General features: G+C 64.9%; 27 protein-coding genes and 1 tRNA gene. 14 read left to right on the top strand and 14 right to left on the bottom strand.

The genetic code is table 11. From position 1 onward, the window contains the following. Positions 1–21 precede the first annotated feature (21 nt). Both pnp and FV220_RS03690 read left to right on the top strand, forming a co-directional pair. The gene (pnp, locus tag FV220_RS03695; RefSeq protein ID WP_147829713.1) at positions 22–2,193 is read left to right on the top strand and encodes a polyribonucleotide nucleotidyltransferase; all 2,172 of its coding nucleotides are present in this window, start codon (positions 22–24) and stop codon (positions 2,191–2,193) included. Between the two features lie 605 nt (positions 2,194–2,798). Beyond that, complete coding sequence (locus FV220_RS03690; RefSeq protein ID WP_147829711.1) at positions 2,799–3,443, top strand: glutathione S-transferase family protein; 645 nt, start codon at positions 2,799–2,801, stop codon at positions 3,441–3,443. A 3-nt stretch (positions 3,444–3,446) separates the two neighbouring features. On the opposite strand, the gene FV220_RS03685 is transcribed toward FV220_RS03690, so the two are convergent. Beyond that, positions 3,447–5,261, bottom strand: coding sequence for a hypothetical protein (locus tag FV220_RS03685; protein WP_147829709.1), 1,815 nt, complete (start codon positions 5,259–5,261; stop codon positions 3,447–3,449). Positions 5,262–5,338: 77 nt separating this feature from the next. On the opposite strand from FV220_RS03685, the gene FV220_RS03680 reads away from it, so the two are divergent. Continuing rightward, entirely contained in the window at positions 5,339–5,560 is a 222-nt protein-coding gene (locus FV220_RS03680) for a DUF2892 domain-containing protein (protein ID WP_147829706.1), read from the top strand. A 124-nt stretch (positions 5,561–5,684) separates the two neighbouring features. On the opposite strand, the gene FV220_RS03675 is transcribed toward FV220_RS03680, so the two are convergent. After that, on the bottom strand, positions 5,685–5,948 hold the full coding sequence (locus FV220_RS03675; protein ID WP_018044131.1) for a GlsB/YeaQ/YmgE family stress response membrane protein: 264 nt from the start codon (positions 5,946–5,948) through the stop codon (positions 5,685–5,687). A gap of 208 nt (positions 5,949–6,156) precedes the next feature. On the opposite strand from FV220_RS03675, the gene FV220_RS03670 reads away from it, so the two are divergent. Together FV220_RS03670 and FV220_RS03665 are read left to right on the top strand one after the other, a co-directional pair. Continuing rightward, the gene (locus FV220_RS03670; protein WP_147829704.1) at positions 6,157–6,519 is read left to right on the top strand and encodes a RidA family protein; all 363 of its coding nucleotides are present in this window, start codon (positions 6,157–6,159) and stop codon (positions 6,517–6,519) included. Positions 6,520–6,545: 26 nt separating this feature from the next. Then, positions 6,546–7,688 carry a polyamine ABC transporter substrate-binding protein gene (locus FV220_RS03665; RefSeq protein ID WP_147829702.1) on the top strand — a complete coding sequence of 381 codons (1,143 nt, stop codon included), beginning with the start codon at positions 6,546–6,548 and terminating at the stop codon, positions 7,686–7,688. Positions 7,689–7,806: 118 nt separating this feature from the next. On the opposite strand, the gene FV220_RS03660 is transcribed toward FV220_RS03665, so the two are convergent. Beyond that, on the bottom strand, positions 7,807–9,144 hold the full coding sequence (locus FV220_RS03660; protein WP_147829700.1) for a hypothetical protein: 1,338 nt from the start codon (positions 9,142–9,144) through the stop codon (positions 7,807–7,809). 859 nt (positions 9,145–10,003) lie between these two features. Further along, positions 10,004–10,405 (bottom strand): DUF3597 domain-containing protein, encoded by a 402-nt coding sequence (locus FV220_RS03650; protein WP_018044134.1) that lies wholly within the window; start codon positions 10,403–10,405, stop codon positions 10,004–10,006. A gap of 262 nt (positions 10,406–10,667) precedes the next feature. Here FV220_RS03650 and FV220_RS03645 point away from each other — a divergent pair, with 262 nt between their 5' ends. The 5 genes from FV220_RS03645 (at position 10,668) to FV220_RS03625 (ending at position 13,771) form a co-directional block, all read left to right on the top strand. Continuing rightward, the gene (locus FV220_RS03645; RefSeq protein WP_147829696.1) at positions 10,668–11,696 is read left to right on the top strand and encodes an ABC transporter substrate-binding protein; all 1,029 of its coding nucleotides are present in this window, start codon (positions 10,668–10,670) and stop codon (positions 11,694–11,696) included. Positions 11,697–11,700: 4 nt separating this feature from the next. Beyond that, entirely contained in the window at positions 11,701–12,453 is a 753-nt protein-coding gene (locus tag FV220_RS03640; RefSeq protein ID WP_147829694.1) for an ABC transporter permease, read from the top strand. Further along, positions 12,453–13,208, top strand: coding sequence for an ABC transporter ATP-binding protein (locus FV220_RS03635; protein WP_187273319.1), 756 nt, complete (start codon positions 12,453–12,455; stop codon positions 13,206–13,208). The genes FV220_RS03640 and FV220_RS03635 overlap by 1 nt, the downstream gene beginning before the upstream one ends. A 128-nt stretch (positions 13,209–13,336) precedes the next feature. Then, entirely contained in the window at positions 13,337–13,552 is a 216-nt protein-coding gene (locus FV220_RS03630; RefSeq protein WP_056142928.1) for a hypothetical protein, read from the top strand. Between the two features lie 3 nt (positions 13,553–13,555). Continuing rightward, positions 13,556–13,771 (top strand): alkylphosphonate utilization protein, encoded by a 216-nt coding sequence (locus tag FV220_RS03625; RefSeq protein ID WP_056142930.1) that lies wholly within the window; start codon positions 13,556–13,558, stop codon positions 13,769–13,771. A 2-nt stretch (positions 13,772–13,773) separates the two neighbouring features. On the opposite strand, the gene FV220_RS03620 is transcribed toward FV220_RS03625, so the two are convergent. Next, the gene (locus FV220_RS03620; RefSeq protein ID WP_018044140.1) at positions 13,774–14,031 is read right to left on the bottom strand and encodes a hypothetical protein; all 258 of its coding nucleotides are present in this window, start codon (positions 14,029–14,031) and stop codon (positions 13,774–13,776) included. Positions 14,032–14,360: 329 nt separating this feature from the next. Between FV220_RS03620 and FV220_RS03615 the strand changes: the two genes are divergently transcribed. Continuing rightward, the gene (locus FV220_RS03615) at positions 14,361–16,175 is read left to right on the top strand and encodes an adenine deaminase C-terminal domain-containing protein (RefSeq protein WP_147829690.1); all 1,815 of its coding nucleotides are present in this window, start codon (positions 14,361–14,363) and stop codon (positions 16,173–16,175) included. Between the two features lie 191 nt (positions 16,176–16,366). On the opposite strand, the gene FV220_RS25765 is transcribed toward FV220_RS03615, so the two are convergent. From FV220_RS25765 to FV220_RS03590, 5 genes are all read right to left on the bottom strand, one after another. Then, on the bottom strand, positions 16,367–16,846 hold the full coding sequence (locus FV220_RS25765; protein ID WP_192216483.1) for a hypothetical protein: 480 nt from the start codon (positions 16,844–16,846) through the stop codon (positions 16,367–16,369). Between the two features lie 25 nt (positions 16,847–16,871). After that, complete coding sequence (locus FV220_RS03605; protein ID WP_018044143.1) at positions 16,872–17,126, bottom strand: hypothetical protein; 255 nt, start codon at positions 17,124–17,126, stop codon at positions 16,872–16,874. A gap of 437 nt (positions 17,127–17,563) precedes the next feature. After that, a tRNA-Gly gene (locus FV220_RS03600) sits at positions 17,564–17,638 on the bottom strand. Between the two features lie 129 nt (positions 17,639–17,767). Beyond that, a complete protein-coding gene (locus tag FV220_RS03595; RefSeq protein ID WP_187273317.1) occupies positions 17,768–18,247 on the bottom strand; it encodes an NUDIX domain-containing protein in 480 nt (159 codons plus the stop codon). Further along, complete coding sequence (locus tag FV220_RS03590; protein WP_147829688.1) at positions 18,244–18,942, bottom strand: fumarylacetoacetate hydrolase family protein; 699 nt, start codon at positions 18,940–18,942, stop codon at positions 18,244–18,246. Before FV220_RS03590 ends, FV220_RS03595 begins: the two co-directional genes overlap by 4 nt. Before the next feature lie 168 nt (positions 18,943–19,110). Here FV220_RS03590 and FV220_RS03585 point away from each other — a divergent pair, with 168 nt between their 5' ends. The 3 genes from FV220_RS03585 (at position 19,111) to FV220_RS03575 (ending at position 22,522) form a co-directional block, all read left to right on the top strand. Next, positions 19,111–20,556, top strand: coding sequence for an FAD-binding oxidoreductase (locus tag FV220_RS03585; RefSeq protein ID WP_147829686.1), 1,446 nt, complete (start codon positions 19,111–19,113; stop codon positions 20,554–20,556). A gap of 315 nt (positions 20,557–20,871) precedes the next feature. Further along, positions 20,872–21,165 carry a DUF2218 domain-containing protein gene (locus tag FV220_RS03580; protein WP_026175995.1) on the top strand — a complete coding sequence of 98 codons (294 nt, stop codon included), beginning with the start codon at positions 20,872–20,874 and terminating at the stop codon, positions 21,163–21,165. Between the two features lie 91 nt (positions 21,166–21,256). Further along, a complete protein-coding gene (locus FV220_RS03575; RefSeq protein WP_147829684.1) occupies positions 21,257–22,522 on the top strand; it encodes an aminopeptidase in 1,266 nt (421 codons plus the stop codon). A gap of 28 nt (positions 22,523–22,550) precedes the next feature. On the opposite strand, the gene FV220_RS03570 is transcribed toward FV220_RS03575, so the two are convergent. The 4 genes from FV220_RS03570 to FV220_RS03555 all read right to left on the bottom strand — a co-directional run bounded on the left by FV220_RS03570 (position 22,551) and on the right by FV220_RS03555 (position 25,932). Beyond that, positions 22,551–23,279, bottom strand: coding sequence for a DUF1223 domain-containing protein (locus FV220_RS03570; protein WP_056142950.1), 729 nt, complete (start codon positions 23,277–23,279; stop codon positions 22,551–22,553). A 40-nt stretch (positions 23,280–23,319) separates the two neighbouring features. Beyond that, positions 23,320–24,324: a lipid A biosynthesis lauroyl acyltransferase gene (locus FV220_RS03565; protein WP_147829682.1), complete on the bottom strand. Its 1,005-nt coding sequence runs from the start codon at positions 24,322–24,324 to the stop codon at positions 23,320–23,322. Between the two features lie 97 nt (positions 24,325–24,421). Beyond that, entirely contained in the window at positions 24,422–25,447 is a 1,026-nt protein-coding gene (locus FV220_RS03560) for a zinc-binding dehydrogenase (protein ID WP_018044152.1), read from the bottom strand. 209 nt (positions 25,448–25,656) lie between these two features. After that, positions 25,657–25,932, bottom strand: a complete 276-nt coding sequence (locus FV220_RS03555) for an SH3 domain-containing protein (RefSeq protein WP_147829680.1) — start codon at positions 25,930–25,932, stop codon at positions 25,657–25,659. Between the last annotated feature and the right edge of the window lie 11 nt (positions 25,933–25,943).

Genomic DNA, 25,943 nt, shown 5'->3' with positions numbered 1-25,943 from the left:
GACCGCAGGAAGGCATGACATATGTTCGACGTACAACGTGAAGAGCTGATCTGGGGCGACCGCAAGCTCGTCCTCGAGACGGGCAAGGTCGCCCGCCAGGCCGACGGCGCCGTGATGGCGACGTATGGAGAGACCTCGGTGCTGGCCACCGTCGTGTCCGGCAAGGAGCCCAAGGCCGGAATCGACTTCCTGCCGCTCACCGTGAACTACCAGGAGCGCGCCTACGCCGCCGGCCGCATCCCCGGCGGATACTTCAAGCGCGAAGGCCGTCCCTCCGAGAAGGAGACCCTGGTCTCCCGCCTCATCGACCGCCCGATCCGCCCCCTCTTCGTCGAAGGCTGGCGCAACGACACCCAGGTCGTCGTCACCGTCCTGACCCACGACCTCGAGAACGATCCCGACATCCTCGCCATGGTGGCGGCCTCCGCCGCCCTCACCCTGTCGGGCGTGCCCTTCACCGGCCCGATCGGCGCGGCCCGCGTCGGCTACGTCAACGGCCAGTACATCCTGAACCCGCCGGTTCCCGAGCTCGAGAACTCGACCCTGGATCTCGTCGTCGCCGGCACGCAGGACGCCGTGCTGATGGTGGAATCCGAGGCCAAGGAGCTCGACGAAGAGACCATGCTCGGCGCCGTGATGTTCGGCCACAAGCATTTCCAGCCGGTCATCGACGCGATCATCCGCCTCGCCGAGAAGGCCGCCAAGGAGCCCCGCAACTTCTCCGCGCCCGAGAACGGCGACGTGGAGCAGGCCGTCCTCGACGTGTGCGAAGCGGAACTCCGTGACGCCTACAAGAACACCGTGAAGCAGGAGCGCTACGCTGCCGTCGACGCCGTGAAGGCGAAGGTGATCGCGGCTCTCTGTCCGGCCGAGGGCGAGCAGAAGTTCTCGCCTGAGAAGGTCAAGGCCGCGTTCAAGGAAGCGCAGTCCAAGGTCGTGCGCTGGAACATCCTCGACACGGGCTCCCGCATCGACGGACGCGACGTCCGCACCGTGCGGCCGATCGTGTCCCAGGTCGGCGTGCTGCCCCGCGCCCACGGTTCGTCGCTGTTCACCCGCGGCGAGACCCAGGCCCTCGTGGTCGCCACCCTCGGCACCGGCGAGGACGAGCAGTTCATCGACGCGCTCGAAGGCACCTACAAAGAGACCTTCCTGCTGCACTACAACTTCCCTCCCTACTCGGTGGGCGAGACCGGCCGCATGGGCTCCCCGGGCCGTCGCGAGATCGGCCACGGCAAGCTCGCCTGGCGCGCCGTGCATCCCGTGCTGCCGCCGGCCCACGAGTTCCCGTACACGATCCGCGTCGTGTCCGAGATCACCGAGTCGAACGGCTCGTCCTCGATGGCCTCCGTCTGCGGCGCCTCGCTGTCGCTGATGGATGCCGGCGTGCCCCTGCGCCGTCCGGTGGCCGGCATCGCCATGGGCCTCATCCTCGAGGGTGAGCGCTACGCCGTGCTGTCCGACATCCTCGGCGACGAGGATCATCTGGGCGACATGGACTTCAAGGTGGCGGGCACGGAAGCCGGCATCACCTCGCTGCAGATGGACATCAAGATCGCCGGCATCACCGAGGAGATCATGAAGGTCGCCCTGCATCAGGCGCAGGAAGGCCGCGTCCACATCCTCGGCGAGATGGCCAAGGCCCTCACCGATGCCCGTCCCGAGCTCGGCGAATACGCGCCCCGCATCGAGACCATGCAGATCCCCACCGACAAGATCCGGGAAGTGATCGGCACCGGCGGCAAGGTGATCCGCGAGATCGTCGAGAAGACCGGCGCCAAGATCAACATCGACGACACCGGCACGGTGAAGATCGCCTCCAGCGACGGCAAGGCCATCAAGGCCGCCTATAACTGGATCCGGTCGATTGTGGCGGAAGCCGAAGTCGGCATGATCTACGACGGCACCGTCGTGAAATGCATGGAGTTCGGCGCCTTCGTGAACTTCTTCGGCGCCAAGGACGGCCTCGTCCACATCTCGGAACTCGCCGCCCAGCGCGTCGCCAAGGTGACGGACGTCGTCAAGGACGGCCAGAAGGTCAAGGTGAAGTTCCTCGGCGCGGACGATCGCGGCAAGATCCGCCTCTCCATGAAGGTCGTCGACCAGGAGACCGGCGAGGACCTCACCGAGAAGCTCAAGGCCGAGCGCAACGCCGAGCAGGACCGCGCCCGCGGACCCCGCCAGGACGCGTAAGCCCCCTCAGCCTTCGGGTTGATCGAGAATGAAGAGCGCGGTCCCGAGAGGGGCCGCGCTTTTTCGTTTGGGGCACGGATGCCTCGGGAAGCGCGCCCATGATCGAGATGGTCGTGCCCGGTGCTCACTCCATCATCCGGTATCGTCAGAGGCGGATGGCCATGATCGTTCCGCTGCGCCCTGGGTGTGTATCGATGACATCGACCTCGACCGATGCATGAAAGTTCGGAGAGGAACGGGGCGGAGCGGAGACCTCGAAGGAGGGCTCCAGAACCCACCGCGATCTTCTGGAGCCCTCCTTCGAGGCCGCTACGCGGCGCCTCAGGATGAGGTGATTGGGTGGGACGTCTGGTGATGGCGATAGGGCCGGCCGCACACGGCTCATCCCGCCAAACCACCTCATCCTGAGGCGACGGAGCGAAGCGAAGGCCTCGAAGGAGGGCTTCAGATATCATTGCGATCCCCGGAACCCTCCCGAGGCTGCGGCGCCGCAGCTGAGGTGGAGGTGGTCTGGTGGCAGCCACAAGCACTTGCCGGCTCCGGTCAGCTCCGTACCCTCCCCGGCCTCGGCGAATCGCCGGCGACCACCGTCCCAGGGAGGCCCCATGAGCGAAGACCTCATCCTCTACACCCACCCGATGTCGCGCGGGCGGATCGTGCGCTGGATGCTGGAGGCGGTCGGGCGGCCCTACCGGGCAGAGATCCTCGATTTCACAGCGCTGAAGCAGCCGGCCTATCTCGGCATCAATCCCATGGGGAAGGTGCCGGCCCTGCGCCATGGCGAGAGCGTGGTCACCGAATGCGCCGCCATCCTCGCTTATCTCGCCGATGCGTTCCCAGACGCCGGTCTCGCACCGCCATCCGGCAGCGCGGAGCGCGGAGCGTATTACCGCTGGCTGTTCTTCGCCGCCGGGCCGGTGGAGGCGGCCGTCCTGAACACGGCGCTCGGTATCGATGTGCCGCCCGAGCGCAAGGGCATGGCCGGCTACGGCAGCATGGCCGAGGTGCTCGATACCCTGGAAGGCGCGGTCTCGGGCACGGAGTATCTCGCAGGCGGCCGGTTCAGCGCCGCCGACCTCTATCTCGGCTCGCATCTCGGCTGGGGCATGCAGTTCGGCACGATTCCGCGCCGCCCCGCCTTCGAGGCCTATGTCGGCCGGCTCTATGCCCGGCCGGCGGCGTTGCGGGCGAGCGAGATCGACGACGGCCTTGTCGCCGCATCGAACCCCGCCGGCCATGTACGGGCGTGAGGCTCACGCGTCGTAGCGCAGGGCCTCCAGCAGGGGGCGGAGCTTGTGCTTGCGCCGGTGGGTGGCGATGAGGTCCTCGATGCGGGCGGTCCAGTCGTCGATCCGCCCCGCCGCGTCGTAGGCCCGGGCGGCGCAGGCGAGGAAGGCCGCGGCGACATCGTAGCGGCCCGCTTGACCCTGATCGATGATCGCGACGGCCTTGCGCTCGGCGGTGCGGATCACCCAATCGGAATGGCGCCCATGCGCCGCCTCCAGCAGGCGCAAAGTCACCGGCTCGGGCGTGTCGTAGCCCGTCGCCTCGCCGATGGCGGCGACCGCCTCGTCGATCATCCCCTCGTCGAGGAGGATCTCGATCCGGTCGGGCGCGCGGTCGGCGGCGATCAGCCCGGCGAGGAGATCGGGCTTCAGCCGGTCCCAGCCCTGCCCCGCGACGGCGCGCGCCGCCTCGTAATCCTCGCGCGACAGCGAGCGCCGGAAGGCCGCGCGGGCGGCCCGGACGGCCAGCTCCGTGTGCCCTGCCTCGTCGGCGGCCTCGCGCAGCCAATGGCCCAGGGGGAGGACCGAGGCGCCGGGACGCCACGGTTGGTCGTCCCTGTCGCCGGCATCGCCCCCCGCGAGGCCGAGCCCGGCCTCGGCGACGTGGAACGCCTCATCGGACCGGCCCGCCTCCATCAGCGCCCGCGCGAGGTCGAGGGCCTCGTCCGGCAGGGTGAAGCGGGCGCTGCCATGCGCCACCGCCTCCGCGATCCGGCCGAGCCGCACGAGCATGGTGGCGACGCGCGCCTCGGCGCCGACGGCCCGTGCGAGGTTGAGATAGGCGTCGCCGTGGCCCCGCGCGTCGAGCACCCGCAGGCGGATCGCGGTGAGTTCGAGCTCGGTGAGGTCCTCGTCGTCCGCCGGCCACGGCCCGGTCCCGCCCTCCAGGATGGCGTTGAGCGCGGGATCGTCCCAGCCCTGCTCCAGGGCGCGGGCCGCGATGCCGAAGCCGTCCTCGACGCCGTAGTCGTAGAGCTCCGCGTCCCAGCCCTCCAGGGTGTCCACCAGCGCCTCCCGCTCGCCCCCGTCGAGGTCGGAGAGCAGCGCCGCCTCGGCCATCATCCGCCCGAGATCGTGGAAGAGGAGGTAGAACTCTTCGTCCGTCTCGTAGCCGCCGCCGAGCCAGTCCTCGATCACGGGTTCGGCCACGGCCTTGAGGATGCGCAGGGCGCTGCGACCGTCGCCGGCCTCCATGTGCGGCACGGCCTTGTCCGCGAGGTGGCGCAGGGCGTCGGCATTGCCGCTGGGGCGATAGCCGTCCCAGAAGTCGCGGTGTCGGGAGGGGCCGGAGAGCACGGCGCGGGCGCGCGCGGAAACGGCGGTTGTGTCCACCGGCGCGCCGCCGGGGCGCAACGCGGTGGCGAGGTCCGCCTCGATCCAGCCGTTGAGGTCGGGATCCTCCTCCGCCCGCCGCAGGATCAGGTCGCGCAGGGCCTCGGCGCTCAAGGGGCTGAGGAGGGCGTCCAGCGTCGGCCGGGCGACGGCGGAGCCGGGATCGTCGGCGAGGGTGAGCAGCGCCGCCACCACATGCTTGCAGGCGCCGCCCCATTCGTAGGGGCAAGTGCAGGAAAAGGCAGTCGCCTTGCCCCGCGCGATGCGGATGCTCACCCGGTAGGGATCGATCTCGCTCCCCGCCACCGCGGCGGTGAGGGTGTCGCCGCGCATCACGAGGTCGGAGACCGCGTCCCGGCGCCGGTACTCGTCGCCGCGCGCAAAAACCTCCGGGCCGGCGAGGCGGCGGATCTCGGCCACGGAGATCGGTTTGCGTGTGCTCGTACCCATCCGGCCTCCGTTCTCTCGGAACACCCATCCTCCCGCCGCGTTCGCCCCGCGACGCAACACGAGGAGAAGACTCCACCATGGCAGATCCGATGATTCCGAGCATCTTCGAGGGCGAAGCGAACCTGTCCACCACCGAGCGGGCGATGTCCGTGGTGCTCGGCCTCGGCATCGCGGCCGCCGCCGCCCAGCCCCGGCCGAACAAGTGGCTGAGCCTCGCCGCCCTCGTGGTCGGCGCCGGCCTCGCCATTCGCGGCGCCACCGGCCATTGCCCGGTCAAGTCGGCCGGCTACATCTCCTGAACCCAAATCTACTGAACCCAAATCTCCTGAACCCAAGACACGAAAAAGGGGCGCTCCGATGGGGCGCCCCTTTTTTGTCTGTCCGATCTCCGGCGCGGGTCACACGACCCGCACCCCATGAGCCTCAAAGGGTGGTGGTGCGGCGGCTGGCGATGAAGCCGTAGATGGCGAGCACCACGATGGCGCCGACCACCGCGCCGATGAAGCCCGCGCCCTGGTTGGGGCCGTACCAGCCGAGCGCCTGGCCGAGGAAGGTGGCGACGAAGGCGCCGACGATGCCGAGGATGGTGGTGAGGATGAAGCCCGCGGGCTCCTTGTCGCCCGGCATGATGAACTTGGCGACGACACCGGCGAGGAAGCCGATGATGATGGTCCAGATGATACCCATGAGATGATCCCCGATACGCGGCGGCCGGGATTGTCCCCGCCGGACTTGGCCGTATTGGTCAAGCAACGCCGCATCGCGGGATGGGTTGCGCCCGGCGTGGCGAGAATGTCTCATTCCCCGAGGGGGCGCGTCCCCCTGCCCCTTTACGGGCGGCCCTCCCGCACGGCACAACGCGGGAGCACCCTCCCCCATTCTCGAGTATCCCCGCATGACCACGATCACCCGTTTCGAATCCGGCGCCCGCATGAGCCAGGCGGTCACCTATGGCGACATGGTCTACCTCGCGGGCCAGGTGGCCGGCACGGTGGTGGGGGTCGGCGTCACCGCGCAGACGCAGGAGATCCTCGCCGAGATCGACCGGCTGCTCGCCCAGGCCGGCAGCGACAAGAGCCGCATCCTCTCGACCACGATCTATCTGGCCGACATCGCCACCTTCGCCGAGATGAACGCCGCCTGGGATGCCTGGGTCTCGAAGGACAACCCGCCCGCCCGCGCTACGGTGGAGGCCAAGCTCGCCGCACCCGAATACCTCGTGGAAATCGTCGTCGTCGCGGCCAAACTCCCCGCCTGACGCACTGACACGCGAGGAGCCAGCCGATGCGCCGGATCGTTTTCGTCATCCTTCTGATCGCGCTGGCGCTCAGCCTCGCCGGGTCGCTGTTCCTGGCCTTCGCCTTCCTCAATTCGGCGCAGGCTGAGGAGCAGAAGGGCCCCGAGCGCGTGGTCAACATCTACAACTGGTCGGACTATATCGACCCCAAGATGCTGGACGCCTTCACCAAGGAGACCGGCATCAAGGTCGTGTACGACACCTACGACAACAACGAGATCCTGGAGACGAAGCTGCTGGCCGGCCAGTCCGGCTACGATCTCGTGGTGCCCACCGGCCCGTTCCTGCAGCGGCTGATCAAGGCGGGCGTGTTCCGCCCCCTCGACAAGGCCAAGATCCCGAACCTGAAACACGCCTGGCCCGAAATCGCCCAGCGCCTCGCGGTCTACGATCCCGGCAACGCCTATGCGGTGGACTACATGTGGGGCACCACCGGCATCGGCGTGAATCTCGGCCCCGTGCGCGAGCGCCTCGGCCCCAACCAGCCCCTCAACACCTGGACCCTGGTGCTCAATCCCTCGCTGATGGCCAAGCTCAAGGATTGCGGGGTGATGATGCTCGACAGCCCTGAGGACCTGATCCCCAGCATGCTGCCGGCCTACGGCCTCAAGCCCGACACCAAGCGCTGGGACGACATCTCCCAAGTCACCGACGCCCTGTTCAAGGTGCGCGGCTCGGTGCGAAAATTCCACTCCTCGGAATACATCAACGGGCTCGCCAACGGCGACCTCTGCCTCGCAGTCGGCTATTCCGGCGACGTGATGCAGGCCAAGAAACGCGCCGAGGAATCGAAGAACGGCGTCGAGATCGCCTATTTCATCCCGAAGGAAGGCGCGCTGATGTGGTTCGACGCCCTCGCCATCCCCAAGGACGCCCCCCATCCGGAGGAGGCGCACCGCTTCATCGACTACCTGATGCGCCCCGAGGTCGCCGCCGCCAACACCAACTTCGTCTCTTATGCCAACGGCAACCTCGCCGCCAAACCCCTGGTGAAGCCGGAGATTCTTTCGAATGCCGGCATCTACCCGGACGAGGCGACGATGCAGCGGTTGTTCACCAACCAGGCCTGGGATGACCGGACGCAGCGGTTCGTGACGCGGAATTGGACGCGGGTGCGGACGGGGCGGTGATCGATGAATTATTTTTTGCCTGTATAATAATATTATCCAAATTCTATATTGAATGATTTGATATGAATGTTTGTTTATTTCTAGCCGAGCTTTAATTGTGTTGCTGATTTAATTCAATCTAATCTATGGAAAACGGCGTATTAGAAAGATCTGGTGCAAGGGTGATTACGATGTGATCGTCGTCGGAGTCGAGGCCTTTTGATTCGAATTTTATATCATTAATCGTATATCCACGATCGCGCAGCGCTGGAATCTGTTCCGGAATAGCATCTCTTAAAATTTCATCCATTGGCATGCCTGATAACAGATCAAATAATGCCTTCGATGATATGCTAAACTTCATACTTTTCATGTCAGACACAATTCTATATCCACGATATAAACGAGTTCGAATTTTAGATGTATGATACTGTTGACCGATTGATCTAGCCTGATATCCCTCGCGCTTAGGATTTGGAAGGGCTCGCCGTATATTCTCAAGTCCTGACAAGTCTGCGCTAAACTCACTGCTAGTAAAAATCTTAGTAAGCCATTGAACTTTTGACTGATTTAAAATTGCGGGAATTCCAAATGGTGACTTTGTTGATCTGTGAGGCGTAAAGACAACGACTGCGTCGATATCTAGCTTTCTCTTTAAAAGAAAATTTTCGATAATTTGGGAGCCAGTTTTAGGATTGCTCCAGTCTCGCATGCTGCTGCTATCGATTTTCCGTAGTAGATCCGATCCAGCGTCAGCGATGAAAATAATTCGAGCAATCCCATCTGGAGTGCCAGAAAGTTGCTTACGTTTTCGGTCCAACGCTTCGAAAAGAGGATTGTCGACGAGGTCGTATGTTTCGGGTGGTGCAGTTGTCCAGACTCGTTGTGTCATAGGAATTCGCACTGGAATTGTGCATCGTATTTGGCATTCAACTTCGCCATCCTCGAACTGAAGATACTCAAGCCGATCTTCGCCGACTTCAATCCAGCGTCGAATTTGATTTTTTCCGTGCTGCGAAATTTTGTAGTTCTGTCGAGCTTTTGGTAGTCTTTCGAATGTGTTATTTCTATATATTCGTAAACAAGAGAAGCAAAAACGCAATTTCTCACTAAATTTTCGTTCAACGGTGTCCGCAAATTCCGAAATTCTTGTGGCGGATTTGACCATGGGATCCTCAAATGCCATTCGTCCATTGCTGTGGGCAGTGATCTCCACAACTGCTGGATAGCCAGGGATTAGTGTTTCAGTGTATGCATCAGGCCGTTTAATCTCTGTGAGCCATTCTGGTTCGACGTCGATATCTCCCGTCTGTGCAAGCGCCCAAATTAAAGCGAGTTCGATTTCTGCGGGAAGCGACTGGTCAACTGATGGGCTATTGAGGCGCCCAACAAAATCCTTGCGTTTACTGCTATTTAAGTGAGGCTTTATATCGCAAAAAATCTGATGTAGGCGCCGGTTCGTAAAGTACAAAGCCATTTCAATCCCAAATCTATTGTTTTATATTGTGGGCATAACAATTTACATAAACAATGCTGTCAACCGGTAGCGACCCGCTTCCGATGAGCCACATGTAAACCACCCGCTCTCGAACTCAAGTTTATTATTGACAAAATTCCTATTCCATGCCTATATCCCCACATATGCCGCCCAGCGAAGGGGGCCTGTCCGGTGACCGACCGGGTGGGCCGAAAGGGCGGCGGGGCGGTGCCTGCGTCGGTGGTGTCGGTCACCATCGCCCCGGGCGGCGGCTCGCCAAGGCTGGAGGCTCGGATCGGGGCGAGGAACTGGGAGTTAAATGCCCCGGCATCGACCTCGGTCTGGGCTCCCATGACAAGGATTGCGACCCCTCCAATACGAGAGGGCGTGCGGGGCAAAGTCCGTTCGAACAGCCGGGATGGGATCGAACGACCACCACCAAAGCGCGACGCAACGCGAGGACCGCTGGAGACACCGCGACGAAAAAACAGGCCCCGGCGGGAACGCCGGAGCCTGACGGGACGCCGGGGGACCGGCAAACAATTCTAGCGCTCAATGGGTTTCGCGGCGTCCCGCGTCCCCCTTTTGGGGCTTCTTTTGGGCCATGCCCCCGGCGCTGTCGCGCGCGGGGGTGAAGGTGTGTGGATCCCCTCGCCCCGCTCGCGGGGAGAGGGACGCGACGACCTCGTCGTCGGCGCGTCGAGGCGGCAGCCGAGGGTGAGGGGGCGACGACGGACGAGTCTCTTTCGGACTCGCCCCCTCACCCTCGCTTCGGCTTCGCCTTTCGCTCATCGCGGACACGGCGAGGTGTTCGCGATCCTCTCCCCGCCCGCGGGGAGAGGGGGACGCTCGCCTGCGATCAATCCTTCAGGTCGGCCGGCACCTTGCCGCCGTTCTCCTCGAGCTTCTTGATGACCTGCTTGTGCAGCCAGACGTTCATCGTGGCCGAGTCTTCCTTGTCGCCGGTGTAGTGCAGCTCGTCGGCGAGCGACTTGCGGGCGCTGAGGCTCGAATCGATGTCGAGGAGCTTCATCAGGTCGACGATGGAGGTCCGCCAGTTGAGGGTCTGGGAGTTCTTCGCGGCCATGCCGTTCAGCACGGCTTCCACGTCCACCGGCTCGCCGGGCTTGGCCGCTGCGGCGCCGCTCGTGTCGGTCGTGGCCGTGCCGGCCGGTGCGTCGGCGGGGGCGGCCTCCGCGCTGGTGCTTCCGCCACCGAACGGGTGCAGGATCTTGCTGACGATGCTGCCGAGAAAGCTCATGGCGTTGTGTCCTTGTCGTTGGCCGGCCGCGACGAAATGTGGCCGGTCTCCTGCTCTCAACGGAATCGGGCCGCGCCCGTTCCGGTCCGGCGAAGGGGAATAAAGACCGCGCGGCGAAGCGTGAGCGTGGAACGCCCTCCCCGATTGCGAAGCCGGGGCCGTTCTTTCGCTCACGGGTGTTTGAAGAATGCGCGGCCTGTGGCATGGCCGGGCTCGAGGCTCCTTGCCGGGCCACCCTTCGCTCCGGAATCCGGATCTCCCGATGCGCTCTCCCCTCCCCGTCCTCGCGACGCTCCTGACGGCCTTCGTCGGGCTCGTCCTCGCCGCCCCCGCCCAGGCGCAGACCGCGCCGATCCCCATGCGGATCGGCGTCATCCCGGTCATCGGCGCCTCGCCGATCTTCGTGGCCAACGGCGAAGGCTGGCTCAAGGAGGCGGGCCTCGCTCCCACCTTCACCACCTTCGAATCCGGCCCGAACATGATCCAGGCGCTGGCGTCGGGCACCATCGACGTCTACGTCGCCGGGGTCGCGCCGCTCGCCGTGGCGCGGACCAAGAACATCGACGTCCGCGTGGTCGCCTCCACCGCGGTGGAGGAGATGGTGTTCGTGGCCGGGCCGAAGCTCGCCCCGTTCTTCGCCAACGGCGCCAGCAAGGCCGAGGCCTTCGCCCAGTTCAAGGCCAAGGAAGGCCGCCCCGCGCGGCTCGCCACCCAGCCCCTCGGCTCGGTGCCCAACACCACCCTGCAGCATTGGCTGTGGCAGGTGGCCAAGGCCGACAAGGCCAATGCCGAGGTGGTGTCCATGGGCATCGACGCCACGCAGCAGGCGATCCTCGCCGGCGCCGTGGACGGCGCCTCGATCCGCGAGCCGGCCCTCACCATCGTCCAGGGCCGCAACCCCGCGATCGCGCTGATCGCCAACGGGGCCGAGATGTTCCCCGACCAGCCGGGCACGGTGGTGGGCGTCTACGGCGCCTATGCCGACCGGAATCCCGGCGCCGTGGAATCCCTGGTGCGCTCCCTCATCCGCGCCGACACCCTGCTGAAATCCGACTCGGCCAAGGCTGCGCCCCACGTGCTCGCCGCCCTCGGCAAGGGCATCGTCGATCTCGCCACCATCCAGAAGGCCCTCACCTCCCCGGCGGCGAAGTTCACCGTCGATCCGCGCGCCATCATCGTCGCCACCAAGGCGATGCAGGCCTATCAGGTCTCCATCGGCGCCCTGGAGAAGGACGTGCCCCTCGATGGGCTGTTCGACTCCCGCTACTACGAGAAGGCCATCGCGCGCTGATCGGATGAAGGCCCTTCGCGCCCCCGCCCTCGCGGCTCTCGGACTCGTCGCCTTCCTCCTCTTCTGGGAGGCGATGCCTCGGCTCGGACTGATCAACCCGGCCTTCCTGCCGCCGCCGAGCACGATCCCGGCCGCCTTCCTCAACGAGATCCGCCTCGGGGTCTGGGGCGAGGCGGTGTGGTCGAGCCTGAGCCACTACCTCGTCGGCCTCGCCGTCGGCACGGGGGCCGGTATCGCGCTGGGCATCGTCGTGGGGATGTTCCGCGGCTTCGAGGCGCTCACCGCCTGGATCGTGCGCCTGCTGCGCCCGATCCCCGGCCTCGCCTGGGTGCCCTTCGCCATCATCTGGTTCGGGGTCCAGCCCTCGGCCGCCGTGTTCATCATCGCCATCGGCGTGTTCTGGATCGTGTTCTTCGCGACGCAAGGGGCGGTGCGCGGGGTCGACCGGGACCTCGTGGAGGTCGCCCAGGCCTTCGGCTTCCGCTCGCCCCTGGCGCGTCTCACCAAGATCCTGCTGCCGGCCGCGACCCCCGGCATCCTCGTCGGCCTGCGCACGGCGCTGGGCCAGGCCTGGATGGCGGTGGTGGCCGCCGAGATCTTCGGCGTGCCCGGCGTCGGCGCCCGCATGATGCAGGCCTCCAGCCTCCTCTCCACCGACATCGTGGTCGTCTACATGCTCACCATGGCCGGGCTCTACGGCCTGTTCGATACCGGCTTCGTCGCCCTCCAGGGCTGGCTCCTGCGGTGGCGCGCCTGATGGACCCGATCATCGACATCCGCGGCCTCAGCCTCGCCTACGAGCGCGACGGAATCCGCAACGTCATCCTGTCGGAGCTCGACCTCTCCATCGCGCGCGGGGAGTTCGTGGTCATCGTCGGCGAATCCGGCGTCGGCAAATCCACGGTCCTGCGGGTGCTGATCGGCCTCGCCGAGCCCAGCGGTGGGACGGTCCGCCTCGCCACGCGCGAGGGCTGCCGCACGCCGATGGCGCTGGTGTTCCAGGACGCCCGCCTGCTGCCCTGGCGCCGGGTGATCGCCAACGTCGCCTTCGGTCTCGAGGGCGGCGGCCTGTCGAAGGCTCAGCGCCTGGCCAAGGCGCAGGAGATGCTCGCCCTCGTGGGGCTCGGCGACCTCGGCCAGCGCTGGCCGCACCAGCTCTCGGGTGGGCAACGCCAGCGCGTCGCCATCGCGCGCGCGCTGGCCGTCGATCCGGACGTGCTCCTCATGGACGAACCCTTCTCGGCGCTGGACAGTTTCACCCGCGAGGGCCTGCAGGACGAGCTGCAGCGCATCCAGGCGACGACGGGCAAGACCATCCTGTTCGTCACCCACGATATCGACGAGGCCGTGACCCTCGCCGACCGCGTGGTGGTGCTCGCGGGCAGTCCCGGACGGGTCGCCGCCGACATGACGATCGACGTTCCCCGCCCGCGCCTGCGCCGGGATACGGCCCTCACCGACGCGGCCCGGCAGCTCCGGGCGGAGCTGTCGGGGCGGTCGGCGGAATTGTGACCCTCTACGCAGGCGAGGCGTCGGCGAGGCGTTCTCCGGGGGGACGCGCCATTGCATCCCGCCGATAAAGACTGCATCGCTCCCCACCCGAGACCGCCTGGACGGTCGATCGGCAGAGAGACCCCACCATGACGCCCGACGAGATTTCAGACCTCAACCGCGCCCGCGCCAGCCTCTCGCGGCAGCGCAGCGCGCTCGCCAAGCGGATCGGCTCGAGCGAGCTCGCCGCCGCTTCCGCGGCGGAGGATTTCATGCGCATCCTGCTGGCGATCGAGGCGGTCGACCGGGCGCTGACCAATGCCGGTCAGCCGTACATGCCGCCGATCTCCAACGCGGACGCCTGAGCCATGGCCGACACAAAGGATGCCAATGGCACGAAGCTGGCGGATGGAGATTCCGTCACCCTGGTCAAAGACCTCAAGGTGAAAGGAACCTCGACCACCTTGAAGCGGGGAACGCTGATCAAAAACATCCGCATCACGGACGATCCCGACGAGATCGAGTGCAACGCCGAGAAGGTGAAGGGGCTCGTCCTGAAGACCCAGTTCCTCAAGAAGGCCTGAGATCAGTCGCCGGAGACGGCACTCGGCGCGCGGATCGGCGAGCGGCTGAGGCTGCGGATGGCACGGGAGGGGCGGCCGGACTTCTCGGCGATGGCGCGGTCCTGCTCCTCGATGAGGTGCCGGGCCGGCTCGTCCCCGTCGAGGCCTCCGAGGATCTCCATGGGAACCCGCCGGTTCGAAGCGCGGGACTCGTCCTCGTAGAGGACATCGAACAGGACGGAGCCACGCTCCTGCGGTTTCGACTTGGTACGCTTGGCCATGACGGATGCTCGGACGATGAAAACCGGGAGGGTGCCCGGTCGACGGCTCTCAAGGCAGATGTCTGGCGATCGACCCCGTGGTCCCGCCGACATCCTGCCTTCTTCGCCGTCGCCGATCGATCGGAAGGGTCGCGACCGGGCTCAGGCGCTACATGGTCCCGTCCCGACGTTAAGGCAACCCGTATCCCCTCCGGCATGGTGCGGCGCAAGGCAGCCTCCCGCATGGGCCGACCTAATGGACCGACCTGTGGCATGATGCGTGCGGATCGCCCGCTGTGACCCGCCCCGTCGGGCAGGGGGGCCGGGCGAGGCGAGGAGCCGATTGCACGATGACCGATCCGACACCGCTGACACGCTTCTCCGTCGCTCCCTTGAGCCGGATGACCCGCCAGCTCGCCAGTGTCGCAGGCGGACGGGCCGAGCCGGATCTGGTCATCACCGGCGCGCGCATCTTGTCCACCTATTCCGAGCGGATGCGGCCCGACAGCGAGGTCTGGATCACGGGCGGGCGCATCGCCGCCGTGAAGCCGGCGGGAGCCTACAGGGGCGGAGCGCCACGCTATGAGGCCGGCGGCGGCATTCTGGCTCCCGGCTTGGTCGATCCCCACCTGCACATCGAGAGCAGCATGGTGACGGCTTGTGCCTATGCCGAGGCTGCGCTCCTCAATGGCACAACGACGATCGTCTGCGACAGCCACGAGATCGGCAACGTCCTCGACACGGACGGGATCGCCTGGATGCTGGAGGATGCCCGCGCGGCGCCGCTCAATATCTACCTGACGGTTCCGAGCACGGTTCCGGCCACCTCGCCGGAACTCGAGACCGCCGGCGGCGACCTCACGGCGGAGAAGATTGGCGCCCTGTTCGATGCGTGGCCGGAGGCGATCGGCCTCGGCGAGAAGATGGATTTCGTCGCCGTGGCCGAGGGCGACGAGCGGGCTCATGCCATCATCGCGGCTGCACTGCAGCGTGGGCGACCGGTCTCCGGTCACATCTACGGACGCGGCTTTGTCGGCGCCTATGCCGCCAGCGGCGTCACCGACACCCACGAGGCCATCGATCGGGACATTGCCGACGACTTGCTGGAAGCGGGATTGTGGATCTACCTGCGCGGAGGCCCGCCGACCACGCCCTGGCACAGCCTGCCCAAGGCCATCGGCACGATCATCGAACTGGGGGCCTCGGCCAAGCGGGTCTGCGTCTGTACCGACGACCGGGACGCCCAGGATCTCCTCGCCTACGGTCTCGACTGGGTGGTGCGAGAGGCCATCCGCATGGGTATTCCCCGCGAACAGGCGTGGTCGATGGGCTCGCTGCATCCGGCGACCCGGTATGGGCTCGATAACGAGATCGGTGGCTTCGGTGGCGGTCGCCGGGCCGATCTCGTACTCCTCGACGACGATTTCATTCCGCAGACCACTTGGTACGGTGGCCGTTGCGTGGTCGAGAATCGCACGATCACGCCTCTCCTCGATGCGGCGCTCTCGCGTCCCTACCGCTACCCTGCACCGGCCTATGCGACGATGCATCTGCCACTGCCCCTACCAGCCCTGGTCCCGGTGCTCCCCAAAGGCCGCTGTGTCGTCAACGCCATCCGCACCACGCTTCCCGGAATCGAACTGACCCATGAGCGGTACGACCTGACGCCTGCTTCGGATTGGCCGACGACCCTGCGGGACAACGATCTGTGCTTCGTCACTGTCATTGAGCGCCATGGCGGAGCCGGCAACGTCGCACACGGATTGCTGCGTGCCTTCGGGCTGAAGCATGGCGCGGTCGCGAGCAGTGTCGGCCACGACTCGCACAACGTGATCGTCGCGGGGCTGAACGCGGAGGATATGCGCGTCGCCATTGATGCGTTGTCGGCGATCCAAGGGGGCGTCTGCGTCGTCGAAGATGGCCAGGTGACCGCCATGGTTCCGCTGCCAGTGGCGGGACTTCTCTCGGACAAGCGCGTCGGTATCGTCGCCGAGGAAGTCCGACTGCTGAAGAAGGCCTGGGAGCGGGCCGGGTGCACGATTCCCTATATGGGGTTCAACCTGATCCCCCTCTCGGTCATTCCGGAAATTCGGATCACCGACAAGGGCATCGTATTGGTCCCAGCCATGGAGATTGTGCCGCTATTCGAACCCGTAGAGGCCTAAAACTCCTATTGGGAACCGATGCACTTCAAAGATCGTTGATGAATCAGGTCTCAACAGCCTTTCCCATGTCGGCTTTTGCAAGCCGTAGTGTTATCGAACCGGTCAGCCGAATTGTCCGTTGAGGCGATTGGCTGGCCGTTTTGCGTTATCTTCTAGGGGCTATCGCTCCAATAGCGGGAGAGAACGCCTTTTTATGGAGTGAGTTGATGCGGAATCTTCTGACGCTCGTCGTCCTCGGCTTCGTCGGCTTCGTCCTCGTGGCGATGTTCGTCGCACCAACCCAGCCAGATCTGAAAACTTGGTACCTGAAGAATGCCTGCGAGCATCTCGATAAGGTTTCGGCGAAAATCTGCGATCCCATGCGTCAGACCGGCGGGCAAGCGCTTTAACGAGAGCGCTGTCTGGAGGCTTTCAAGCAGCCATGATGAACCCGCTTGGCATCCGGTATCAAGGGTAAAGCCCATGAGTTGGGGGGGCATCTCATCACGAGATAGACCCTGCCAGATATCGATATGATCCAACAAGGCCGGGGCGGAAACGCCGGTTCTGAGATCACCCGGATACGGGTCTGTATTCCCCCTCGATCCCGTACGAATGCTGAGCAGCAGAGACCCGTGTAACGAAACAGCTCGGCGCCAAATGATGGCGCCGAGCTGTTTCGTTAAATTCATTCAAATCATGACGATGGCGTAACGCTCAATAACCGTAGCGCCAAGCACGGCGGCGGGCGTCCCAACGACGCTCGCGACGGATTTCCTGCCGGATGGCTTTGCGACGCAAATAGCGGGCGCTGTGACCATAGCCATAGCCGTAGCCATACTGCACATGTTCCACGGCGCCCGACGGAGCGATATCCACCTTGCCGAGCGATATGGGGGCAGCCTGGGATGCTGAGGCGAAGCCGGCGCAGGCTACGAATGCCGTGAGGGCGGCAATCCGGAATGATTTCATCGCGTCGTATTCCTTCGGTCTGGAGTCAGTGGTTCAGGGCCGGGACGGGCATAGAAGGCAACAATCGTTAACGAAACCCAAACATGCCCGTATGACCCTCAAACCAGATAGAGAGTCGCCGACGCGCGAAACACCTTTGGGCAATGGGCATCGTTCACGATGCGGAGAGCCTCATCCACCGTAATCCGGCGGTTCAAGGCGAGTTCCTCGAGGGTCATCCACGTTGATGTCATACGTTTTTTCCCTTGCTGTCGTTCACTCAACATGCAGAGGGCCGCATTGGTTCATCGACAGGTCTGGAAGGTCGCCACCGGATGAAGCGATGTGCGGGAAGCCGACGCATCATAACCGTCTGCCAGGAGATGCGTTACAAGGCGAAAACGACGAAGGCCGCCCGAAGGCGGCCTGTCGCAGTACTATAAGTCGGTTGGATGAATTGGAGCGGGCGAAGGGATTCGAACCCTCGACCCCAACCTTGGCAAGGTTGTGCTCTACCCCTGAGCTACACCCGCTCACTATGCCGTGCCGCTGAAGGAGAAGACCCGCCGGCGGCCCCGGACGGCGTCTCTAAACAACATTATGGCGGGCGTGGCAAGGGCTGTTTTGTGGTTCTTTTGCCGGCGGGCAACTTTCTCGCTTCCTCACCACGCGGCCGCCGGGGATCGCCCATGGGCGATCTCGCCGAGGCGCTCGCGCGTGGCCCGCGTGGTCCCTTCGGGCAGGGCGTCGAGCGCGAAGAAGTCGCATTGTGCGATCTCCCGGTCGGGAAGCTTTGGTCCGAGGAGCGTGAAGGCTGGGACGACGTAGACGACGATGTGGTCGCGGCCCGTGGCAGCGGTGCTGCGGAAAAATCCGTGCAGGCGCATCGTGTCCGCTTCCTCCACCACGATCTCGGCCTCCTCCCGTAACTCCCTGACCATGGCGTCGACGGCGTTCTCGCCGATTTCGACGCCACCGCCGGGCAAGTGCCATCCCGCCACATAGGTATGGCGCACGAGGCAGACGCGGCCCCGCGCGTCGAGGGCGACGCCACGCACGCCGAGGGTCATCCCCCGGGACGCGAGGGCGCCGAACTGGAACAGCCACTGGAAGAGCGGTCGGTCGAGGAGGGTTCTGATCATACGACGATGAGGCGGATGGCGCCGAAGCCTTCGATGGCCGCCTCCATTGCCTGTCCGCGCTCGACCGCGCCGACGCCCGAAGGCGTGCCCGTGAAGATCAGGTCGCCGGGATGGAGCTCGAAATAGGTGGACAAGAGCGCGATCTGGTCGGCGATGGACCAGATCATCTCCGATAGGTCGCCGGCTTGACGGGAAATGTCGTCCACTGAGAGCACGATGGCGCCGCGCATCGGATGCCCGCGACCTTCTACCCGGTGGAGCGGTCCGATGGGGGCCGAGGCATCGGCTGACTTGGCGAGGTCCCACGGGCGGGCAAGGCGCTTTGCTTCGTCCTGAACATCGCGGCGGGTCATATCGAGGCCGACGGCGTAGCCGTAGACGTGATCCAGTGCCTCAGTCGCGGGAATGTCCCGCCCGCCGCGTCCGAGAGCGGCCACGAGTTCCACCTCGAAATGGTAATTAGCGGTACGCGGCGGATAGGGATGATCCACCGCCTCCGAGCCCGGGACGATCTGAAGCGCGTCCGCCGGCTTCATGAAAAAGAACGGCGGCTCGCGCTCAGGATCCTTTCCCATTTCGCGGGCATGAGCGGCGTAGTTGCGCCCCACACAATAGACGCGGCGCACGGGGAAGAAGTCTTCGCTGCCGACGATAGGCAGGGCAATGCGGGGTGGGTTCGGGATCACGGACAGCATCGGTCTGGCGCCTCCTGATGGGTTTGCTCGGATCGGTTGCGGGGCAGCCCTGCGCCCTGCAAAGAGGGGTCACTATCATTATTATATGAGGAGAGCCGCCCGCCGCCATCGTGCCGGTCCTGCCCTGACCCCTCGTGTTGCCCCTTCATCTCCTGCCCCGAGCTTTCCGTGATCGCTTCCGCCGAATTCCTTTCTCGTCTCGCCGATCGGTTGGGGGAGGAGCATGTCCTCACGGCGCCCGCTGACATCGCACCTCATCTCGTGGAATGGCGCGGCCTCTTCCGGGGGAGCGCAATCGCCGTCGTCCGTCCGGCCGATACCGGCGAGGTCGCCTTCGTCGTCGCGGCCTGCGCCGAAGCTGGAATCGCAATCGTTGCCCAGGGCGGCAATACCGGACTGGTGGGGGGCGGCGTGCCACAGGGCGGGATCGTCCTGTCCCTGTGTCGTCTGTCCCGCATTCGCGCCATCGACCGCCTGAGCGCCAGCATTACCGTCGAAGCCGGCGCCCTGCTCGCCGAGGTTCAGGCGGCGGCCGACGTGGAGGAAATGCTGTTTCCCCTTTCACTGCCTTCGGAAGGGTCGTGCACGATCGGCGGGAACCTCGCCACCAATGCCGGCGGGACCGGAGTCCTCGCCTACGGCAACACGCGCGATCTCGTGCTCGGCCTCGAAGTGGTGCTGGCTGATGGCCGAGTCTGGAACGGTCTGAGCGCACTGCGTAAGGACAATGCGGGCTACGACCTGAAACACCTGTTCGTCGGATCGGAAGGGACGCTGGGAATCATCACCGCGGCGGTGCTGAAGCTCTATCCCAAGCCCTCGTCGCGGGCGGTGGGTTTCGCTGGCTTGTCGTCCCCACACGCGGCTCTGACCCTTTTCGACAAGTTGAAGCGGACGGTCGGACGCGATCTCACGGCATTCGAGTTCATTCCGCGCTTCGGCCTCGACATCGTGCTGAAACATAGGCCTGGATTTCTGCGCCCCCTCACCGGCGACCATGCTGCCTACGCGCTCGTCGAGATGTCCACGACGCGCGCCGGGCCGGAGGCTTTGGGCGGCCTCGAGAAGGCCCTCGCCGCTTCGATTGAGGATGGTCTCGTTGAAGATGCAGTCATCGGATTGAGCGAGACGCAGAACGCGAACTTATGGGCGCTTCGCGAAAACCTGTCCGACGTTCAGTCACTCGAAGGCGGTTCGATCAAGCACGACGTCTCGGTACCGCTCTCGCGTCTGGCCGACTTCCTGGATACGGCGATTGCAGCCTGCGAAGCCGAAATGCCGGGCCTGCGCGTCTGCGCGTTCGGGCATTTCGGCGACGGTAACATCCACTTCAACCTCAGCCAGCCTCTCGGCATGGAGAAGGCCGCTTTCCTCAAGCATTGGGCTCGCTTCAATAGGATCGTTCACGACATTGTGCATGATATGGGCGGGTCCATCGCCGCCGAGCATGGCATCGGCCTGATCAAGCGCGACGAACTGGGCCTTTACGGCGATCCAGTGGGCCTGGACCTGATGCGTCGGTTCAAGCTCGCCCTCGATCCGCACGATCTCCTAAACCCTGGGAAGATCGTAGCAATGTCGGCAAATCCACCTCCGGCGCTTCCTCCCGAATAGGATTCGGGGCCATGACCTTGCCTTTCGGGAGCGAACCGAACGCTCATCCGCGTTTTGCACAAGCCCATTGTGCGGCGCACAAGAAAGGATCACAATCCGTCTCGCGACGCGCCATAAATCGGGTTCGAATTCCGATCTAAAGCGTTGTCGCGGTGAGAGTGCTGCTTGAGTGCGCTGCAGCGTCTTATGGGGGCGTTAACGATCTAGGCCCCTTCATGAGAGGCGGATCGCACCCTCAATGACGGCCTGCCCAGCCTGGCGACAACCATTTGCCGGCTGTGCTCTTGAATTACAGGGACCGAAGGAGACCAGACGATGCCGACCTCGCAGGCGAGAGTTCCTACTGCCGAGGCAAGCCGCTACCTGAAGCAGCTTTGCCGCCATTGGAGTCATAAGTTCCCCGTGGAGGCCACGGATGCGGCCGGTACGGTGCCGTTCGGCGAGGATCGCATTTGCACGTTCCAGGCAGAAGCCGATGCCCTGCTGATGCGTGTGGCGACCCCCGACCCGGCCGGTCTGACCCGTCTCGAAAACGTGGTGGCCGACCACCTCATGCGTTTTGCCTTCCGCGAGAATCTCGGCGAAATCACCTGGTCGCGCGCGGCCTGACCGCCCCGCGCTTGAAACCCCGCCACGAATTCCGATCTTGCTGAGCGTCGTCCCCGCAGCCTATGCGGGGTGGGGCTGAGGAGACAGGGTGATGACGACGAGCACTGGGGCTGACACGATCGCCCTCCCCTTCGACGAGCGGATCGGCCGCCTCGCCGAGGTGGCGGTCCGAATTGGGCTCGGGCTGAAGCATAGCCAGGAATTGGTGATAACCGCGCCGCTCGAAGCCGCGCCCCTCGCCCGCGCGATTACCACCGAAGCCTACAAGGCCGGCGCGTCCCTGGTGACAACCTTTTATTCCGACGATGCCGCAACCCTGGCTCGTTTCGCTCACGCGCCTGACGACGCGTTCGATACTGCGGCGGGCTGGCTTTACGGCGGTATGGCCGAAGCCTTCCGCAACGGGGCCGCGAGGCTGGCGATCGCCGGAGATGATCCATCCTTGCTGGCCGGCCAGGATTCGCAGAAGGTCGCCCGCGCCAATCGCTCGCGCTCGAAGGCCTATGTGCCGGCCCTTGAGCTTATCGCCAACTTCGCCACCAACTGGACGATCGTCTCGGCGGCGACCCGCCCGTGGGCGCGGACCGTCTTCCCGGATTGCCCGGAGGACGAGGCGCTGGCACGCCTGTGGGACGCGATTTTCGCCGCGTCCCGGGTCGACGGAGACGATCCGGTGGGCCAGTGGAAGGCGCATAACGATGCTCTCCACGCCCGCACTAAAATCCTCAATCAGCATCGCTTCGCGGCTGTGCGGTTTCAAGGGCCGGATACCGACCTCACCGTCGGTCTCGCTGACGATCACGAATGGTGCGGCGGTGCATCCGTCTCGCGCAGCGGCATCCTGTGCAATGCCAATATTCCCACCGAGGAGGTGTTCACCACGCCGCACAAGTTGCGGGTGGACGGCTATGTGGCAAGCACCAAGCCCCTGTCATACCAGGGCACGTTGATCGACGGTATCCGGGTTCGGTTTGAAGAGGGGCGTATCGTCGAGGCGACGGCTCGCACGGGAAGCGACGTCCTCGCGCGGGTGCTCGACACGGACGAGGGTTCCCGCCGTCTCGGCGAGGTCGCCCTGGTGCCGGCCTCGTCCGCCATTTCGGCTTCCGGACTGCTGTTCTACAACACCCTGTACGACGAGAACGCCGCAAGCCACATTGCTCTGGGGCAGGCGTACAGCAAATGTTTCCTCAATGGTGGAGAAGGCTTCAGTGAGGACGACCTCGCGGCACGTGGCGCAAACCGTAGCCTGATCCATATCGACTGGATGATCGGCTCTGCCGACATTGATGTCGACGGACTTACTGCCGAAGGGCGCGCGGTACCGGTGATGCGCGCGGGGGAATGGATCGGCTGAGGCACAGAAGGCGGGAAGTGGCCGTGGCTCAGAAGCCGGGACCCTTCGTGGCACCGAGAATCCGAGCGGGATGGGCCAGCGTCCCGCTCTGGAGTACGACCACGTAACCGTCGGCATTGCCCGAACGAACGAGGGTGCGCGGGAGTTCGAAATGCGTGGCTTGGCCCGTCCAGGCTCCGACCCGATGCATCCCGCGCACCACGTTGACGTAATCCACCACCTGCCCCTTGTTCTCGCCGTGCGCGACGGCTGTCCGGTGCCTGCGCAGGATTGGCAGCAGCCAGACCTCGCCGGTGCCGCGTCCGGCGCCGATATCGATGGCGATACGGTCCCCCTGGTCCGTTGCCTTCACCGATACGATGAGGCCGCTCGATTGTCGTGCCGCACGAAGGCTGCGGTCCAGGAATGCCCGGTCCGACCGGACCGGGGACGGCTCGCCGTTGACGATGGCCTGGGGCGTAAAGAGCTGGCGCTCACCGTGGCTGAGAGCATAGGCGCGCTGGCGCTCGGTGAACGCCGGAATCGCGAACTCGTCCTTCCAGCCGAGATAATCCCAGTAGGTGACCGGCAGTGTCAGGGCGATAACGTCGGGCTGCTGAGCGTACTCTCCCATCATCCGGGAGGCCTGCTGGCAGGCGCCGCAACCTTGGCTAGTGAAGAGTTCGATCACCGCGCGGGGCGGCTCGGCGCGAGCCGGACCCACCATGTGCGTCAGGACAATGGTCAGCGCGAGGAGGCTTGGCGCGGAGCGGCGCATGCGTGAAGCGGATCGGCCCATATACCTATGTGACAGCGCCTCAGCCTGGAACGGAAGACACGTTGTCTCGATGGGCCGTGGATGAGTCCGACTGTGTCGGCGGGGCAACCTTGGGTTTTGGCAGCATGTTCGGGCGCCAGCGCCTGTGCATCCAGAGCCACTGGCCGGGATTGTCTCGGACCCATTGCTCCACCACGCGGGTCATCGCCTGCATCGCGCCCTGGACGTCGATCTCGCCTTTGGCATCACGGGGCAGATCGAGGGGTGGGGTGAGTTCGAGATGAAAGCGGGCATTGTCCTTGCGCACCACGCGGACCCCGTGAACGGGACATTCGTAATGCTTGGCGAGCTTGGCGAGCAAAGGGTTCACCAGAACGGGTCGGCCGAAGAACTCCACCACCACACCGCGGGTGAAATGCTGATCGATGAGCTGGCCGAGATGGCCGCCGCGTTCCACGACGCCCTGCATCGAAAATACGGCGCCTTGCCCCGCTGCCGCCAACCCGCCCATGGTCTCGCGGCGCACCTCGGCGACGAGGCGGGCTGAGGCGATGTCGTTGGGGGGGCGAAAGATCGCAGTAGCCTCAAGCCCGTAGCGAGCGGCGCAGATCGCTGGCAATTCCCAATTTGCGAGGTGGGCAGCGAAGATGAGCCCCGGCTTGCCGTCGTCGCGCAAGGCCTCGAAATGTTCGGCGCCGGCAACGGTCATCCGCTGACTCGCCGGATCGTTGGGGTTGATATCGAACAGGGTGGCAAGATGCGCGTATTCTGCCCCCGTCCGGCCGAGATTGTCCCAAGCCTGGGCCGCGAGCGCCCTGATCGCGGCCTCATCCTTCTCGGGGTAAGCAGCACGCAGATTCGCCAATGCGATACGGTTCGCCGGCAGGAACTGCCCCACCCTTCGCGCAATCGCCCCGCCGGTCCGGCTCGCCCGCTCGGTCCCCAGCATCCGCGCTAACCAGAACAGGCAGCGGACGAGCGGAATCATGGCAATCCCCGCCATCCGGGGCAGATGGCGGTTCAGGACGAGGGCAAGACGCAGCACGAGACTATCCGGAAGTGGCTATCATGCTCGTGTAGAACATTTTTTGGAGAAGTGGCAGCCTGAGGTGAATGCGAGTCATGCTTGCCCCAACGATAGGTCAGTCGATCGCCACCAGGATCTTACCGAACACCTTACGCGACTCCAGGCGTTCCAGCCCCTGTGAAAAGTCCCCGAGGGGGAGGACCGTGTCGACCACCGGCGTGATCCCGTCCGCCATCTTCGCCAGGGACTGGCGGATGTTGGCCATGGAGCACCCGAAGGAGCCGGTGATGCGGTACTGCTGCTGGAACAACTGCATCAGGTTCATAGTGGTGGAGACGCCGGAGGTGGAGCCGCAGGTAACGAGGCGGCCGCCTCGCTTGAGGCAAAGGAGCGAGCCGTTCCAAGTGTCAGGACCGACATGCTCGAACACCACATCGACGCCCTTTCGCTTAGTCAGGCGGCGAACCTCACCCTCGAAGCGTTCGTTCCGATAATTGATCACGTGATCGGCGCCGAGGGCTTTTGCCATCTCGCCTTTCCTGTCGTCGCCTACCGTCGTGAACACGGTGCAGCCGATAGCCTTGGCCATCTTGATCGCGGCGGTGCCGATGCCCGAGCCACCGGCATGGACGAGGATGCTCTCGCCGGGTTCGAGCTTGGCATTGTCGAACAGCATGTGCTGAACGGTGCCGAAGGCGATCGGCGCACAGGCTGCATCGGTGAAGCTTACCCCATCGGGCACCTTTACCACGAGACGGGCCTGCATGGTGACGCGCTCGCGCGCGAACCCGTCGATATGGAAGCCCATGACGCCGGAGACGTCCTCACACAGGTTGTCGCGACCTTCCCGGCAGGCCTTGCAGCGGCCGCAGGTCTGCGCGCCGTACATCACCACGCGGTCGCCCTCGCGGAGATCCGTCACGCCCTCGCCGACGCAGACGATCTCGCCCGAGGCTTCGGCCCCCACCGTCAGAGGCATCTTGCGCTTGGCGAAGGCCATGCCGCGAAAGCCCCAGACATCGATGAAGTTCAATCCCACGGCGCGCACGCGGATCTGAACCTCGCCCGGGCCGGGAGCGGAAGGCGGATCGACCTCGCCGAGGCGAAGGTCACGGTCACCGAAGAGTTGGAGGGCTTGCATCGGTCTCGTCTCTCGTCAGGCGCTTCGGATCCCGAGCCTCCTTCGCACCACCTCGTCCTGAGGCGCCCGCATCAGCAGGCCTCGAAGGGGGGCTCCAGGGCCCATGTGCCATCTGGAGCCCTCCTTGGAGGCCTCCGCAATAACTCCGCACCTCGGGGAAGAGGGATTGGAATGGATAGGCGGCTTTATCGACTGAAAGCCGTCCTGGCTCAATCCGGCGCAAGGTAGCGCCGCCGCGCCCAGCCGAGGATCGGGCCAGCCTTGACCCGGCACCATGTGAGGCCGCTCGGCGTCTCGTTGGTACAGCCGAAGCCGCGCAGGCGCGCCCCTTCCGGCGCTTGGCCAAGCACGGGCGCCGAGGCGTCCGGGGTCTCGCGGATGCTCAACCCGTCACCGCGCGGAAGCCCGTCGACGCGGAAAGCGCCGGTCTCGGCGAAGGCGGGAACCGCTGCCAGAGCCAGCGCGAGGATGAGGCGGAAGCGCATAGGATCATCCG

The organism is Methylobacterium sp. WL19 (genome assembly GCF_008040005.1).
Lineage (GTDB): Bacteria > Pseudomonadota > Alphaproteobacteria > Rhizobiales > Beijerinckiaceae > Methylobacterium > Methylobacterium bullatum.
The sequence above is the reverse complement of the archived record's forward strand: the minus strand, read 5'-3'. Positions and strand labels throughout refer to the sequence as shown.

What these genes read in the sequence shown, in the direction of transcription:
- FV220_RS03590 (WP_147829688.1), bottom strand. Translation starts at nt 18,942, where the DNA reads ATGCTGTCCGTGATCCCGAACCCACCCCGCATTGCCCTGCCTATCGTC.
- FV220_RS03645 (WP_147829696.1), top strand. Translation starts at nt 10,668, where the DNA reads ATGCGCTCTCCCCTCCCCGTCCTCGCGACGCTCCTGACGGCCTTCGTC.
- FV220_RS03640 (WP_147829694.1), top strand. Translation starts at nt 11,701, where the DNA reads ATGAAGGCCCTTCGCGCCCCCGCCCTCGCGGCTCTCGGACTCGTCGCC.
- FV220_RS03570 (WP_056142950.1), bottom strand. Translation starts at nt 23,279, where the DNA reads ATGCGCCGCTCCGCGCCAAGCCTCCTCGCGCTGACCATTGTCCTGACG.
- FV220_RS03615 (WP_147829690.1), top strand. Translation starts at nt 14,361, where the DNA reads ATGACCGATCCGACACCGCTGACACGCTTCTCCGTCGCTCCCTTGAGC.
- FV220_RS03630 (WP_056142928.1), top strand. Translation starts at nt 13,337, where the DNA reads ATGACGCCCGACGAGATTTCAGACCTCAACCGCGCCCGCGCCAGCCTC.
- FV220_RS03690 (WP_147829711.1), top strand. Translation starts at nt 2,799, where the DNA reads ATGAGCGAAGACCTCATCCTCTACACCCACCCGATGTCGCGCGGGCGG.
- FV220_RS03660 (WP_147829700.1), bottom strand. Translation starts at nt 9,144, where the DNA reads ATGGCTTTGTACTTTACGAACCGGCGCCTACATCAGATTTTTTGCGAT.
- FV220_RS03685 (WP_147829709.1), bottom strand. Translation starts at nt 5,261, where the DNA reads ATGGGTACGAGCACACGCAAACCGATCTCCGTGGCCGAGATCCGCCGC.
- FV220_RS03620 (WP_018044140.1), bottom strand. Translation starts at nt 14,031, where the DNA reads ATGGCCAAGCGTACCAAGTCGAAACCGCAGGAGCGTGGCTCCGTCCTG.
- FV220_RS03665 (WP_147829702.1), top strand. Translation starts at nt 6,546, where the DNA reads ATGCGCCGGATCGTTTTCGTCATCCTTCTGATCGCGCTGGCGCTCAGC.
- FV220_RS03635 (WP_187273319.1), top strand. Translation starts at nt 12,453, where the DNA reads ATGGACCCGATCATCGACATCCGCGGCCTCAGCCTCGCCTACGAGCGC.
- FV220_RS03625 (WP_056142930.1), top strand. Translation starts at nt 13,556, where the DNA reads ATGGCCGACACAAAGGATGCCAATGGCACGAAGCTGGCGGATGGAGAT.
- FV220_RS03670 (WP_147829704.1), top strand. Translation starts at nt 6,157, where the DNA reads ATGACCACGATCACCCGTTTCGAATCCGGCGCCCGCATGAGCCAGGCG.
- FV220_RS03575 (WP_147829684.1), top strand. Translation starts at nt 21,257, where the DNA reads ATGACGACGAGCACTGGGGCTGACACGATCGCCCTCCCCTTCGACGAG.
- FV220_RS03560 (WP_018044152.1), bottom strand. Translation starts at nt 25,447, where the DNA reads ATGCAAGCCCTCCAACTCTTCGGTGACCGTGACCTTCGCCTCGGCGAG.
- FV220_RS03595 (WP_187273317.1), bottom strand. Translation starts at nt 18,247, where the DNA reads ATGATCAGAACCCTCCTCGACCGACCGCTCTTCCAGTGGCTGTTCCAG.
- FV220_RS03675 (WP_018044131.1), bottom strand. Translation starts at nt 5,948, where the DNA reads ATGGGTATCATCTGGACCATCATCATCGGCTTCCTCGCCGGTGTCGTC.
- FV220_RS03605 (WP_018044143.1), bottom strand. Translation starts at nt 17,126, where the DNA reads ATGAAATCATTCCGGATTGCCGCCCTCACGGCATTCGTAGCCTGCGCC.
- FV220_RS25765 (WP_192216483.1), bottom strand. Translation starts at nt 16,846, where the DNA reads ATGAATTTAACGAAACAGCTCGGCGCCATCATTTGGCGCCGAGCTGTT.
- FV220_RS03580 (WP_026175995.1), top strand. Translation starts at nt 20,872, where the DNA reads ATGCCGACCTCGCAGGCGAGAGTTCCTACTGCCGAGGCAAGCCGCTAC.
- FV220_RS03555 (WP_147829680.1), bottom strand. Translation starts at nt 25,932, where the DNA reads ATGCGCTTCCGCCTCATCCTCGCGCTGGCTCTGGCAGCGGTTCCCGCC.
- FV220_RS03680 (WP_147829706.1), top strand. Translation starts at nt 5,339, where the DNA reads ATGGCAGATCCGATGATTCCGAGCATCTTCGAGGGCGAAGCGAACCTG.
- pnp (WP_147829713.1), top strand. Translation starts at nt 22, where the DNA reads ATGTTCGACGTACAACGTGAAGAGCTGATCTGGGGCGACCGCAAGCTC.
- FV220_RS03650 (WP_018044134.1), bottom strand. Translation starts at nt 10,405, where the DNA reads ATGAGCTTTCTCGGCAGCATCGTCAGCAAGATCCTGCACCCGTTCGGT.